The sequence below is a fragment of the Paenibacillus pinihumi DSM 23905 = JCM 16419 genome (assembly GCF_000422505.1).
GTDB classification, from domain to species: Bacteria; Bacillota; Bacilli; order Paenibacillales; family Paenibacillaceae; genus Paenibacillus_D; species Paenibacillus_D pinihumi.
This window is the reverse complement of sequence record NZ_KE383866.1, coordinates 111014-125768: the sequence shown is the minus strand read 5'-3', so window position 1 is coordinate 125768 and position 14755 is coordinate 111014. Positions and strand designations below refer to the sequence as shown.

The 14755-nt window shown below is 46.8% G+C and carries 10 protein-coding genes; 9 read left to right on the top strand and 1 reads right to left on the bottom strand.

Annotated elements, in window-relative coordinates; genetic code table 11:
- Positions 1-16: 16 nt before the first annotated feature.
- A complete protein-coding gene (locus tag H583_RS34125) occupies positions 17-2668 on the top strand; it encodes a carbohydrate-binding protein (RefSeq protein ID WP_161631215.1) in 2652 nt (883 codons plus the stop codon).
- Between the two features lie 176 nt (positions 2669-2844).
- On the opposite strand, the gene H583_RS0124320 is transcribed toward H583_RS34125, so the two are convergent.
- Positions 2845-3318 carry a GyrI-like domain-containing protein gene (locus H583_RS0124320; RefSeq protein ID WP_028562760.1) on the bottom strand — a complete coding sequence of 158 codons (474 nt, stop codon included), beginning with the start codon at positions 3316-3318 and terminating at the stop codon, positions 2845-2847.
- A gap of 556 nt (positions 3319-3874) precedes the next feature.
- Here H583_RS0124320 and H583_RS0124315 point away from each other — a divergent pair.
- From H583_RS0124315 to H583_RS0124280, 8 genes are all read left to right on the top strand, one after another.
- Complete coding sequence (locus H583_RS0124315) at positions 3875-4894, top strand: LacI family DNA-binding transcriptional regulator (RefSeq protein ID WP_028562759.1); 1020 nt, start codon at positions 3875-3877, stop codon at positions 4892-4894.
- Between the two features lie 134 nt (positions 4895-5028).
- Positions 5029-5184, top strand: coding sequence for a hypothetical protein (locus tag H583_RS36295; protein ID WP_169456514.1), 156 nt, complete (start codon positions 5029-5031; stop codon positions 5182-5184).
- 303 nt (positions 5185-5487) lie between these two features.
- On the top strand, positions 5488-6474 hold the full coding sequence (locus tag H583_RS0124310; RefSeq protein ID WP_028562758.1) for an ABC transporter permease: 987 nt from the start codon (positions 5488-5490) through the stop codon (positions 6472-6474).
- 28 nt (positions 6475-6502) lie between these two features.
- Positions 6503-7390, top strand: coding sequence for a carbohydrate ABC transporter permease (locus tag H583_RS0124305; protein WP_028562757.1), 888 nt, complete (start codon positions 6503-6505; stop codon positions 7388-7390).
- A gap of 83 nt (positions 7391-7473) precedes the next feature.
- The gene (locus tag H583_RS0124300) at positions 7474-9204 is read left to right on the top strand and encodes an extracellular solute-binding protein (protein ID WP_028562756.1); all 1731 of its coding nucleotides are present in this window, start codon (positions 7474-7476) and stop codon (positions 9202-9204) included.
- 80 nt (positions 9205-9284) lie between these two features.
- Positions 9285-10841 (top strand): helix-turn-helix domain-containing protein, encoded by a 1557-nt coding sequence (locus tag H583_RS0124295; RefSeq protein WP_028562755.1) that lies wholly within the window; start codon positions 9285-9287, stop codon positions 10839-10841.
- 6 nt (positions 10842-10847) lie between these two features.
- A complete protein-coding gene (locus H583_RS34120; protein ID WP_051236933.1) occupies positions 10848-12596 on the top strand; it encodes a sensor histidine kinase in 1749 nt (582 codons plus the stop codon).
- 583 nt (positions 12597-13179) lie between these two features.
- Positions 13180-14427, top strand: coding sequence for an RICIN domain-containing protein (locus H583_RS0124280; protein WP_028562754.1), 1248 nt, complete (start codon positions 13180-13182; stop codon positions 14425-14427).
- Positions 14428-14755: the final 328 nt, after the last annotated feature.

The following is a 14755-nucleotide window of genomic DNA, read 5'->3' as shown; positions in this document are numbered from 1 at the left end:
AGGAACGGTGATGCAATTGAAAACAAGAAGGACGGCTATTCTCATTGCTGCTCTTGTCCTTATTGTCGGAATATCAGTCATTATTTACAAGGTATCTTCCCCGCAAGGAGAAGATTTGGCAGATCCTGCTGTAGCCAATACGAATCAGGCAGAGGAAGGGGAGCCGCAAGTGGAAGAAGCGGCAGTGGAATATGTATTTCAAGCAAATGATCCCCGCAACACGCTGAAAGGTCCGCACACGGAAGTTGCTGACTGCGCCCCTTGCTCAGACGGGAAGCAGGTTGGCGGTCTTTTCGAAGGCAGTTCGGTGCAATTCAATGATGTCGAGATTCCTGAGGCCGGGCAATATATTGTGACGGTCTATTATATCTCGGGTGATCCGCGATCGTTCTTTGTTCAGGCTAACGGAACTGGCGAAGCGGAAAAATATGATTTGCCGGAAGTCGGCAAAAACGACTGGGAGTCGGTCGGAACCTATGAGTTCGCTGTTGAACTGGCAGCGGGCAAAAATACGCTGTTGTTTTCCGACGGCGACTGGTATTCCCCGAATCTTGACAAAATTATACTGCGCAAGGCGCCTTCGGCGAATGAATCGCAAAATCCGGCCACAGCCTGGGGCGGCTCGGCAACGATCGGCGACCAAACTTCATCCTCAGAGTATGGCGCGATCCGGGTGTCGCAGCATGCGAAGGGCTTCACGATTGACAGCGGCACCTATCAGATTCTGTATAACACAGAGACTGGATTGGCCGCATATTCATGGAACGGCAACATGATTGCCAAGGGTGTCTACAGCAGTGTGAAGCTGGGAGACCAGATCGTGCATAATTATGAATTTGACAAGCGTCAATTGCTGGCGAATGAGATTGCTCCGGTACAGGATGGGCACGGGAAGGGCATCAAGCTGGCTGTCCGCAATGAGAGGACAGGTCTGCCTGCATTTGACCAAATCTATTATATTTATGAAGGTCTGGATTACTTCGTGACAGAGCAGGAGGTCAGCGGCAGCGAAGAGCTGAGCACCAATTATATGGCTCCTGTAGTTCTCAGCACCGGAGGCGGGGTTGATCTGGGCCAGTATGAGGACAACCGCGTGCTTATTGTGCCGTTCGATAATGACGCCTGGTCGAGGCATGTATCCAAGACGATCAATACCAGCTTGAATAATGACAAGTATGTCGGTTCCGAAGTGTCGGCCATCTTTGACAATGCCAGCCGCAATGGGCTGGTCGTCGGATCGATTACTCATGATACTTGGAAGACAGGCATTTACTGGAGCGGCTCGGATAATCGTCTGAATGAGCTGAAAGTATACGGAGGGTTCACCTCCCGCAATGTAACGTACGATCGGATCGAGCACGGCGCCATTTCAGGTACGACGCTCAAGTCTCCGCAAATCTTCGTCGGCTTTTACGGTGACTACCGCGATGGGATGGAGGCTTACGGACGGGCCAATGCTGTTGTGGCACCACCGCTCAGCTTAGGACCAAACATTCCGGAAGGAGTTCCGGTCGGCTGGAATAGCTGGGGCGCCTATGCCGAGCATCTGTCCTATGAAAAGATGGTTGCGGTATCCGATTTCTTCCACGATCATATTCAGAATGCTTCCTTTAACAACAAGGGAAATGTCTACATTAACATGGACTCCTTCTGGGATAATCTGACCGAGGAGCAGCGAATCGATATGGTAGACAAAATTCGCAAAAACAAGCAGATACCAGGCTCCTATCATACACCTTTCGTTTATTGGGGCAAAAATATGATTGAGAAGGTTGAGGGAACAGACGGCAAATATACGTATGGGGACATCGTTCTAAAGGATAAGGACGGTAAAATTGTGCCTCATATGATGGGCTACGCGCTGGACCCGACCCACCCGGGTACGAAAATGAAGATGGATTTTGATATTGAGCGCTTCAAACGTACCGGCTATGAGTTCCTCAAGCTGGACTTCCTGACGCATGCTGCGATGGAAGGTGAACATTACGACAAGAGCGTAAAAACCGGCATTCAGGCTTACAACCAGGGAATGGCGTATCTGATCGAAAAGCTGGAAGGCACCATGTTCGTGAACACCTCAATAGCGCCATTGTTCCCAAGCCAGTATGCGCATGCGCGGCGGATCTCCTGTGATATTGACGGCTCGATCGGTTCGACCGAGTACCAGTTAAATAATCTCACTTACGGATGGTGGCAGAACGGCACGATCTACCATTATACAGACCCGGATTATATGACACTGGAAAAGGGAGAGACATTCGAAGGATCTCAGACGAGGGTCAATGCAGCGGTAATTTCCGGAACGGTATATCTGAGCTCAGATGATGTCACCAAGCCCGAAAACCAGAAGTTAATGAAGCAGTTGTACACGAATCCGCGTATTAACGAGCTGGCGATGAAAGGCAAGGCTTTCCGGACTGTAGAGGGGAATACAGGAGCTGAATCCTCTGACACCTTTGTTATGGAGGATGACGGTACGCATTATCTTGCTGTGTTCAATTTCAGCAAGGATGCGGCAGGCAAGAACGTAGACTTGGCCCGTGCCGGCATTACAGGCAGCTACAAGATTACCGATCTATGGACAAATAAAACCGTACAGCCGGAAGACGGCAAGCTGAAGCTGGAATTAAAGGGGCGGGAGTCGAAGCTGTACAAAATTACATTTTAAAATGAAACACGTATTCATCTTCTCAGCCGTATAAACTGAAGGTTCTGGAGAAGTAGTCTCCAGAACCTTTTTAAACATACAGGAGTATATAATTCTGATAGCGGGCCTCCAGGTCTGCGTGAAGTAATGTTGTGTGCTGTCAAACGCAAGCTATTCATGATTGACTTTGAATTCTACTAAGTGTCCAAAGGCAAATAAATGTCAATGGCGTTTTTCTCTTGACCAATCGTCTCTACATTCGTCCAGTGTTCAAAATCAAATGCCCGGGTACTGGCAATGTCTGTTTCCCGGATGTAATTATAGGTGTCACCAATTTCTGATTCAGGTCCATAATGGGTAAATCTCGCATAGCTGCCGGCTGGAAGTGTATGCTCTACCATTCCTTCCGGAACAGCAGCAAACTCGCTTACTTCTGCAGCTACAATGCTTTGAAACGGGATATCCGGTGTCCACTCGCATTCAGGATATACCTGAATCAGATAGATGCCATTATGTTCAAGCTGATTAGCTATATCATGCCGCTTATGTAAAAACTCACCCCGTAACCCTTCTATGACACCGTTTTCTAAATCCTCATTTAAAGAAACGGTTACGGAAAATCCTACGAGTTTGATCTCTTTGCGTTCAACTAACCGGTTTTGTTCTGTCATGAAGACACTCTCCTTACACTTGTTAAATAATAGAATAATAGGCTTACAGAGCCATTATACTGGATTGGAAAAGTAAAAGCGAATTGGAGCAAACGCCTCTCAACGATGAACCGTGATCGGTGGGGGAACGTACAGGAATTATCGGCCGGACAGCAGGGAATCCGATTAAAGGTTTGGCGGCTTAAAAGGGAAAGGGGAGAATTGACATTCTAATTCGCTCAAAATATTCAGTTGAAAATATATATTTTTCAGTGAAAAATTATTGTTAATTCATTAGGAATCATGTTTACTTGAAATTGGACGATATCTGTATCCATTGAAATCGGTCGATCTTCGTCGATAATGTAAAGTTTAAGTATAAAAATGTAAATTATGGTTGTCAAATCAATTGAGTTTTGCTATGATGTAAATGCTGAAAAACAACCATGTTTACTGAAATAATTGAATAATCATCAAATTTTCAGCATCAATGTCAGGCCTTGGAATGAAAGCTCTATCTTTGGCCCTGTTACTTTACAGGCAGATATGAATATATTGTGAAATTAGGTGAAAGAGCATGGCAACAATTCGAGATATTGCAAAGCTGGCAGGTGTCTCTAATGTGACAGTGTCCAGAGTATTGAATGATGATCATACATTATCCGTAACAGATGAGACGAGACAGCGCATTTTATCCATAGCTGATGAATTGGATTACCAGACACCACGGAACCGTAAGGGAAATAAACAAAAGGATTTATCCAAAATCAAGATCGGCACAGTCATGTTCTTGACAGAGGATCAGGAGGAAATGGACCGCTATTTTATGTCAATCAGGCAGGGAATACAGAAGGAATGTGCAGCTGCGGGCGTTAAATCGACAGAAATTTTCAGGAAATCCCTCTTTGAGACGCCGGATATGAACTTTGGCGATGTCGACGGATTGATATTCATTGACAGATCGTATAATTTCAATGACCAGCCTGTCAAGCAGATGAAGAATGTGGTCTTTGTTGATTCGTCCCCTGACATTGAAAGCTTTGATTCAGTCGTCATCGATTTCGAGCGGGTGACGCAGCAGGCGCTTAATCATTTGATCGGGATGGGGCATACAAAAATTGGATATATCGGCGGCCCTCGTGCCTATGGCAAGGACCCTCGTCAGCATTTTTACGAGCGCATTATGAAGGAGAAAGGTTTGTTCAATACTGATTATATGTATATCGGCGGATGGTGGTCTTCTGAAGGAAATCGCCTTATGAATGAAGCCATTGACCGTGGCGATCTGCCAACCGCATTTTTTATAGCTAGTGACCAGCTTGCGATTGGCGCTCTTCATGCTCTCAAGGAAGCAGGAATCCAGGCTCCGGAGGATGTGGCGATAATAGGTTTTAACGATATTGAAATCTCTCAATTTATGAGTCCGCCTCTGACAACGTTCCATATCCAGGCAGAATTAATGGGAAGAATGGCAGTCAAGCTGGTTCTGGACCAAATTAGAGGGAGAGAAGAGCCCGTACAGGTCGTTGTGCCTACCAAATTTATCGTGCGCAGCAGCTGCGGGTTTGAAGCTGCCAAGGGAGTAATTCCTGTGTAAGCATGTTGCAACCCGCCCGCCAGGCGCTGGAGCTCATTGGGTCCGGCATATTAGGAATGAGGTTATATTGTAGTCCATGTTTCAGCGAATTAAGCTGCCATGGAAATCCGCTTCATCCCAATGCGGATATAGCCATGGCTCATCATGACACCTTTCAGGATACGGTTCGTTTAGCGGTCAAGCTGGGAGTCGAGCATGTCACTGCCTTTGCGGGTTGTCCGGGGGAATCTGAGCATTCACTGAATCCGGTATCGGTGACGTGCCCGTGGCCTACAGAGTTTTCGGAATAATGTAGGTTTTTATCCCGATTTCTAAGTTTTAAAGTATGTTCATTTTTCAAATCAGCATTCATTTAATTATTTTTGACAGTTTATTTTATGTATAAATTAAATATTAATAAAACAATTTACAAAAAGAGTTGGTTCTGCACTTGTGCAGTCCCAACTCTTTTTGCTTCTCTTTTCTTCATTTCGCAGCCTTCGCTCTAAAATCGTTGATTTGTTACATCATTCGTTAAACAGTGTTCTGGTTTACAGTTTCTATCTGTTTTAAGATAAAAACACAAATACAAAGTACATGAAGTTGGTGATGGGATGAAGAATGAAGTAACTGCGGGAGCAGGCGTCAAGGCGCCCAAGAAGCCGCAGAACAAGCTGAAGCAGGAGTCCGTATGGGTGAGATTCGCCAGACAGTGGGAATTTCAGGTGATGATTTTACCGGCATTTATTTTTCTGCTGATCTTCAGCTACGGTCCAATGTGGGGAGTATTAATTGCATTTCAGGAGTATGATCTGTTTACGGGATTCTGGGACAGCCCCTGGGTTGGGCTGGATCAGTTCAAGGCATTTATTGATGCTCCGGAGTTCTGGGAAGTTATCCGCAATACATTCGCAATTAGTCTGCTAAAGCTGCTTATCGGGTTTCCGGCGCCAATTATTCTGGCCCTGATGCTCAATGAAGTTGGAGGATTATTCAAACGAATTGTGCAAACGGTAACCTATGTTCCACACTTTATGTCATGGGTTGTCATCTCCGGTATGGTATTCTCCATGCTTGCTGTCGACAATGGTGCCGTGAACAGCCTGTTAATGGCATTAAATATTATTGATGAACCGATTAACTGGATGTCGACACCTTCTTATTTCTGGGGTATCGTCGTCTCCATGAATGTCTGGAAGGAAATCGGATTCGGCTCTATCGTTTATCTGGCGGCAATTGTCGGTATTGATCCGGCACTCTATGAATCCGCTTCCCTGGATGGCGCAAGCCGGTTTAAACAGATTTTCCTGATTACACTTCCGAGTATTGCTCCGATCATGATCATTTTCCTGATCCTGGCGATCGGAAATACGCTTAATGCGGGTTATGAAGACATTCTCGTATTGACGAAAAATTTGAATAACGGTGTGGTGCTCCCGGTAGCGAATGTTATCGACACCTATGTATACCAGATGGGGATTCTGAACCAGCGTTATTCCTATGCTTCTGCTGCCGGGTTGTTCAAATCGATCCTGAGTGTCGTGCTGCTGCTTGCGGCAAATACGATAGCCAGAAGACTGGGCAAAACAAGCTTATGGTAGAAGCAACTGCTTTGGAGGTGAGAGAGAAGTGAAACTGTCTGCGGGCGATAAAGTCCTTAGAGGTATTATATATGTTCTGTTAACTTTGCTGGCTTTTGTTACTTTTTATCCGTTTTGGAACTCGCTCGTGTTATCCTTTAATGTGGGCTCCGATACAACACTTGGCGGCGTAACCTTTTGGCCGCGAAAATTCACCTTGGAAAACTATGCAATCGTATTTAAAGAGAGCCAGATTTTCCAAGCCTATTTTGTAACCATTATGCGGACGCTGCTGGGCACGCTGCTGGCGATGTTCTTTACCTCGCTGTTCGCATACGCCATGTCGAAGAAGGACATTTTGTTCAAAAAGTTTTACATGGTAGCTGCTGTATTTACAATGTTTTTCAACGGCGGATTGATTCCGTATTTCATTCTGGTCTATGTAATCGGCCTGTATGATACCTTCACCTTCCTGCTGGTTCACGGCATGGTGAGCGTTTATAATATGATTATTTTCCGGACCTTCTTCATGGGACTTCCGGACGGGCTGGAGGAATCGGCCAAAATTGACGGCTGTTCAAACTTCGGGGTGTTCTTTAGAATTGTTCTGCCTGTATCCGGGCCGGTCTTCGCTACATTGTCGCTGTTCTCGGCGGTATTTCTGTGGAACGACTGGTTTACACCGGCGGTATTCATTAACAATCAGAATCTGATTCCGCTACAAACGTTGTTGGTACAAATTATCAATGCAGGCACAACGGCGACGCTAATGTCCAATCTTAATACGTATGCCCAAAGCATGGTTGCCAGTACCGTTACGGTAAAAGCGCTCCAAATGGCGACTATGATGGTGGCGACGCTTCCGATTCTGCTGATTTATCCGTTTCTGCAAAAGTATTTTGTCAAAGGGGTACTGATCGGTTCCCTGAAAGAGTAGTTGCACGGGTTATGGCGCCGGCCGTGCAAGCGGCCGGCTGATAACATAAATTTGATCAGAGTATGTATGAGAGGAGAAATGAAATGAACAGAAAAAAAACATTTCAGGGTCTGTCTTTCCGGGGAATGCTAGTCATGATGATTGCGTTAACGATGATGCTGACAGCATGCTCCGGCGGCAATGGAGGAACACCAAACAAACCGGCAAATACACCAGCGAATACACCATCCTCCACGAATCAACCGGAGGAAAAAGGGTCGGAGACAACCGATAATACACCAAAAGGAAAAGTGAAGCCGGTTACATTTACACAATATGTAAACTATGACTGGTTTACAGCACTTAGCTGGCTGGAGCGTCCGCAGGGCAAATGGATTACAGATAACCTCGGCGTAACTGTCGAGCCGGTCCAATCCAATGGCGCTGCTGCAACGAAGCTGAACTCGATGATTGTCTCCAAGAGCTTGCCGGATGCGCTTGTTCTGGATCGCGGCAAAGACGTTGACCGCCTCGTAAATGCAGGACAGCTTGTTGAACTGGACCCTTACCTGGAGAAGTATCCTGAATTCGTTCAGACAATCGGTGAGGAGACACTGAACATGCTGCGCAGCAAGGACGGCAAGCTGTATCAGGTTCCAAACTGGTTCATTAGCGGCGAGAACGGGAACGGTAATGCGGCATATCTCGTCAACCGCAAAATTCACAAGGAGCTTGGATCGCCAGCTCTGGAAACCTGGTCCGATCTGGAAGCCTATCTGAAGCAGGTCAAAGAAAAGTATAAAGATGTGGTGCCGCTCGATTTCGGTGAAATTCGTGACGGTGAATCCCAAATGTTCGGCTTGCTTTACAGCGGTGCGGCAGATGACCGTACGCCAGCTCTGATCTCCGCAGGCAGCGGCAGCGTATTCGGAGTTCCAAGCGGCGATAAGCTGATTCCGGTATATGACGACCCGGCATTTGAAGATACAGCGATTTTTGCCAGCCGCATTTTCCGTCAAGGGCTGACTTCCCAGGATGCCTTTACGCAAACACGTGATCAAATTATGGAAAAGCTGAAAAATGGTAAAATTGCCGTATTCGGCGCTTACGATTCTGTGGTTGAAAATATCGGACGTGAGGCAAACAACTACCTCATCTCCAAAGATCCGGAGTCTGGCTATCAGGTCATTTGGCCGTTCCATAAAGATGGGGTAGACAAGAACAAAGTATATCCTGGCGGCTACAATACACTGGGCTGGAACGTAAACGTCATTACGAAAAATGCGAAAGATCCGGAAGCGATCTTCTCCTTCTTCAACTGGGCCATTAGCGAGGAAGGCCAGCGTGTATTCTTCTTTGGTCCGGAAGGCATGTTTTATGACAAAGTTGAAAATGGTGTACCGATTCCAAATGATGCATATATCAACCGCAATCAGAAGGAGTACGATGAGCTGAAAATCGGCGATTTCAACTGGTACGGCAATACGAGCTACATTGATACGATCAAAGGTGAGCGCGAAAAGCATCTTCCGGCGGAATCGCAGGATTGGACGACGATTTCACAGACAACGGTTTCCTTCAAGACATCGAAAAATATGACTGAATTCTCCAACCTTGATCCACTGCCAAATACGCCTGAGGGCATCAGCCTGCAGCGTTTGAGAGAGCATTACAAGCAAGTGGTCTCCAAGCTGGTCTTTGCGAAAAGCGATGATGAAGTAAGAAAAGTCATTGCGGAGTCCAAGGCCGAAGCTGAAAAGCTGGGCTATCAGAAAGTATTGGATTGGAAAACGGGTGTTTGGCAGGAAAACCTGAAAATTATGGGTGTTAAATAATATACAAATCATTCATGTAGAGGATATACTTAGGTGTATCCTCTACATGTATTCTTTTTAAGAAGGAGGCAGGCTTGCAAATGTACAAAGCAGTGCTGGTAGATGATGAGGACTTTGACTTGATGGGCCTGCAACGGCTGATTCCCTGGGAATCGCTGGGCATTGATATTGTCTTTAGCACAAACAAGCCGCTGGCGGTTGTTGACTATATTCGCAATCACAAGATTGATATTCTGATCTCGGATATCAAGATGCCGGTAATGTCCGGTCTGGAGCTGGCTCAGTTGTCATTGCAGTTGCACCCGGGACTGAAAACCGTCTTTATCAGCGGTTATCAGGACTTTGAATATGCCAAGCAGGCATTAAAATTGAAGGCTGACGGGTACATATTGAAGCCTGTGGACGATGATGAGATTGTTGCGACTCTGCAAACGGTTGTAGAAGGGCTGGATGCCCGTCCCAAGGAGGAAGGCGATGCATCGCTGGAGGATTTTGAATTTATCCGCAATGATTTTCTTCTGCATCTGCTTGAGGGAACGATTGATGATGTCACGCTGACAGCTTTTCTGCGCAAGTATCCGATCGAGATATCGTTTCATAAAGCACATGCGGTTATTATTGAGGTGGACGGAACAGCTAAAAAGGGCAAAGTAACGGAAGCGGATTCATTTGAGCATGTATTTTCGCTGGTCAAGGATTACGCGGCAGACCGTGCAATCGGGCTGATTTGCCGGTTGTCTCCGAATCAGATCGGCATGATTTATACCGGAGAGCCGGATCAACTGGAGAACGGGCTGAATCATCTCCTTGACGAGATTCGCGGCAAATCCTCGTATACAGTGACGATTGCCTATGGACATTTGGCCGAGCCTATCTCCTGCCTGCCGGATTCCTTCCGGGAAGCGCGTGAATTGATTGCCTGCAAGATGTTTCTCGGCAAAAACAGAATCATCCCGCCTGGGGCACCGCAACAGTTGGTCGTCAAGGAAACGAAGGATGTAAACGCCATTTTGGACCAGTTATTCACGGCGATTACGGATTACATGCTGGTTCAGATCTGCGATGTCATTGAGGAGCTGTTCGAGAATGTAAGAGGGTATGCAGAGCCGGGGAAGGTGTATCATTTTTCCACGCATGTGATTTCCCGGCTGGAAGGCTATTTAAATACGGCAGGAGAGTCCATAAACAGTCTGACAGACTGGAAAGACGGGGGGTTTGCTGATGTGGAGCGGTTCGAGACCATTGATGATATCAAATCATGGCTGCGAAGAACTGCATTTGAGCTGTCTGAAATTATGTATATGAAAAAGCAAAAGCGGACGTGGAAGCTGCTTCCGGAAATTGAATGCTATGTCAGGACGCATCTATCCGGGGAGATTACGATCAAAAATGCGGCAGTCCGTTTTGCCTATTCGCCCAATCATTTTGGCGTGCTGTTCAAGGAGCAGGTCGGCATGAGCTTTAACGACTTTGTCGTAAAGGAAAGAATGAACCGCGCCAAGCAGTTGCTGGAATCCCCGCAGCTTAAAGTGTATGAGATAGCGGAAGAGGTTGGTTACAACAGTCTGACTTACTTCAGCAGAACGTTCAGGGAAATGTTCGGCATGACGCCGGGAGATTACAGAAAGCAGGGTTAGACGCTGATGAACAAGAGCCGGTTGAAATATTTGCCGATACGTTACAAATTGCTGATCTCCTACGCCTTGCTGATCATCGTGCCCGTTGTGATCATTGGCAGTTATGCCTACCTCTCGTCTGCGCGGGCGATTGAGCAGAATACCCGCAACAATCTGGAGGTCGCGGTCCACCAAATCGGCAATAATGTCCAGTACCGGATCGATGATATAAGCCGTACCTCGCGCGAGCTATATGATGATCAGCTGCTGGCGCGATACATGTCCGGCTATTATCTCAATTGGGAACGCTACCAGGTTACGACCCAGTATGTCTATCCGCGGCTGGAATCGGCTGTTCATCTGCCGAAGCAGCGGGTGCGTCTTGTTATCTACCTGAATGAACCGACGCTTGGCGAAAAGTATTATGAAGAAACCGAGCAGAATCTGGAGGCGGGGGAACGGCTTTATGAAATCCGCTATTTGGACCGGATTCGCAATGAAGCCTGGTTCCGCTCATTAAATATCCCTATTGACGGCTATGAGTGGAAGCGGGCAGGGATGGATGAACGGTATGGCTATATCTCTCTCCTGCAGCCGCTGATTAATTACGAAACCTTCGAGACAATTGGACTTGCCCGAGTATCGGTGAAACTGCATGATATATTTGAAGATGTAGACTTGAACCAGCTGGGAGACGGGACCCGAATATTTGTTATGGATCAGGAGCAGAAGCTGCTTTACTCCAGCGCAGATGATATGACGAACCTGGATGTGCCAAAGCTGCTTGGCGATGACAGCAGCTTTCTGAAAATAACGGCGGATATTAATCATTTGCCGGTGACGCTTGTCGCACTTATTCCAGTCGACTCGTTTAAAGAAAATTCCCGTCAGGTCCGTAACGTAACCATTCTCATTTGTATTCTCAGTGTTGTAGCGATGACATTTATCAGCTCTCTAATTGCCAATATGTTCTCCAAAAGGATGAGCAAGCTTACCCTGTCGCTGCAGGCGTTTAAGCAGGGAGAGTACAATCGCCGGATTTCTTACCGGGGGCGGGATGAATTTGCGGATATTGCAGAGTCATTTAATGATATGGCATCGACGACCCAGGCACTGATTGACGAAGTGTACATTAGCCGTCTTGGGAAGAAGGAGGCTGAACTGCAAATCCTGCATGCCCAGATCAACCCTCATTTCCTGTACAATACATTCTCATCCATTAGCCGGATGGCGAAGCTGGGTGAAATTGAGAAGCTGCATGAGATTATCCGGGAGCTGGCGAAATTCTACCGGCTGACACTTAACAAGGGTGAAATGCTGATTTCAATCGGTAAGGAACTGCAAATTATCAAGGCCTATCTGAATATTCAAAACATCAAACACGCTGGTCGCATCAAGAGCATGATCGAGGCAGAGCCGGAGACGGCAAATTGCCAGACGGTCAAATTTGTCCTTCAACCTTTCGTGGAAAACGTGCTGGAGCATGCCTGGTTTGACGATGAAATTGAGATCCGAATTCGCGTTTTCCAGAAGGGCACTGAGATTGTACTGGAGGTTGAGGATAACGGGCTGGGCATGAAGCCGGAGAGGATCCAGGCTATTTGGGGGCAGGGGCAGGAGAAGGTCGGCTACGGCATCAGTAATGTCGATCAGCGGATCAAGCTGCACTTCGGCAAAGAGTACGGGGTTGTAATTGAAAGCGAGGTCGGCAAGGGAACTGTAGTCCGCATTGTCATTCCCGCAAAAGAGCACAGAGAAGACGAGACTGCCGGATAAATCGGAGGTGGTCTTGTCTTTTTTTAATTTTTGTTTGGCTGGAAGGAGCGGCTGCTGCGGGATGAAGGGTTTCTTCCGACTGCTGTTAAAGACCGGTTTTTTTGAATGATCACTCTCATTAGGTATAAAACCGGTCTTTAAAGGCAGCCACTGCCGTTTCTCCATAAACCCTTCATCCCTCCGCTGGCCCTTCGCCGCGCTTACATTATAAAAAGACAAGAACGGGAGGGACAAAGGAAAACTGAGCATCATAATATGATTTATTCTGCTTTCAAGAACAATACCAACCTTGAAAACATTGCATGCGCATTTCCGGCGCCAAACAGAATAACGCCGCCAGAGCAAGCACTGGCGTAATGCACGACATGGAGAACACCTGCATTCGACAAGACTTGGCCCAAAACGACCTGTTAAACTGTTTAAATCAAGTCTTTTTAACTATTTTTAGAAAATGAATGTCATGATAAACTCATATTGTAAGCGCTTTAAAAAAATAGATGGGTAGTCAAGGAGGTGTGATTTAACGTTTTTTTGTCGTCGGAATGGATAATTTGCAGTCCAAAATTTTCGAGGAGGAATCAAGATGATTAGATGGTTCAAAAGCACGAAGTCATACGCCATGCTTCTCGTAGCTGCTCTTATTGTGACCTTGTTGCCAGCCCCTAGTGCGAACGCGGCCTATTCGCTTGTCTGGAGTGATGAATTCAACGGAACATCCATTAATACCAACAACTGGACTTTTGAGATCGGCACCGGATCGAACGGCTGGGGCAACAATGAGCTGCAATATTATACAAACCGCCCGGAAAATGCCCGGATCGAAAATGGCAACCTCGTCATTGAAGCAAGGCAGGAATCATACGGTGGCCGGAATTATACTTCGGCACGTCTGAAAACTCAGGGCAAACAAACCTTCAAGTATGGAAAAATTGAAGCGCGGATCAAAATGCCGAAAGGCCAGGGGATTTGGCCGGCATTCTGGACACTTGGCTCAGATATCACTACGGTCGGATGGCCGAGAAGCGGCGAGATCGACATTATGGAGCATGTCAATAATGAAAACAATACGTACGGGTATATCCATTGGTTTAACAACGGCAATGTATCTTATGGCGGAGCGAGCCATACGATCGATGTGACCGATTATCATGTCTACTCGATCGAATGGACACCGAGCTCAATCAAGTGGTTTGTGGATGGCATCCAATTCCGGGAAGCCAATATTGCGAATAATATAAATGGGACAGGGGCATTTCATAAAGAGCATTTCCTGCTGCTCAACATGGCGATTGGGGGCAACTGGCCGGGTTCTCCGAACAGCTCAACCGCGTTCCCTGCCAAGATGTATGTCGATTATGTCCGGGTCTATCAGGATATCGCTGCTCCTTCTCCCGGTATTGTATCGGGTGGAACATACAAACTGATTAACCCGAACAGCGGCAAAGCTTTGGATGTGGCCTCAGCCGGTACGGCGCCTGGCACGAACGTGCAGTTATGGACGGACAACGGAACAACAGCACAATTGTGGACAACTTACCGCAATGCCAACGGAACTTACAAATTAGTAAATGTAAATAGCGGCCTCGCTCTTGACGTGGCGGGGGCCGGAACTGCGGACGGCACGAATGTGAATGTCTGGACGGATAACGGGAGTGGAGCACAGACCTGGAACATCGTCCAGAATGCCGACGGAACATATAAGCTAGTTAACCCGAACAGTGGCAAAGCATTGGACGTAGCCTCAACAGGGACGGCCAACGGCACGAACGTGCAAATCTGGAACGATAATGGTTCCGCTGCTCAGAAGTGGAATCTGGTTCGCGTACAATAAGTTGTAACAAAAGGCTGGAGAAGCTGCGGCAAATGCGGCTTCTTCAGCCTTTATCCGTGCCTTTCAACTTGTCGCCTCTCCATCCGTTTTCGGCTGTTGTCGTAACTCGGACGAGAGGTATTTCTTCTTTCTCCAGTCGTTTTCAACACAATCAGGGCAAGAACGATAACGCCGCCTTGATTGAAACAGACTTTTTTTGCTTTGAGGGTTCATGCCTCTTGAGAGTGACGATCGGTATAATTTCATAATCCTATTTTAAAATGTGGATGTTCTTTAAATACTTACAACTTTCGTTGATTTATTCAGTCGGAATGAAAGCGTATCCATT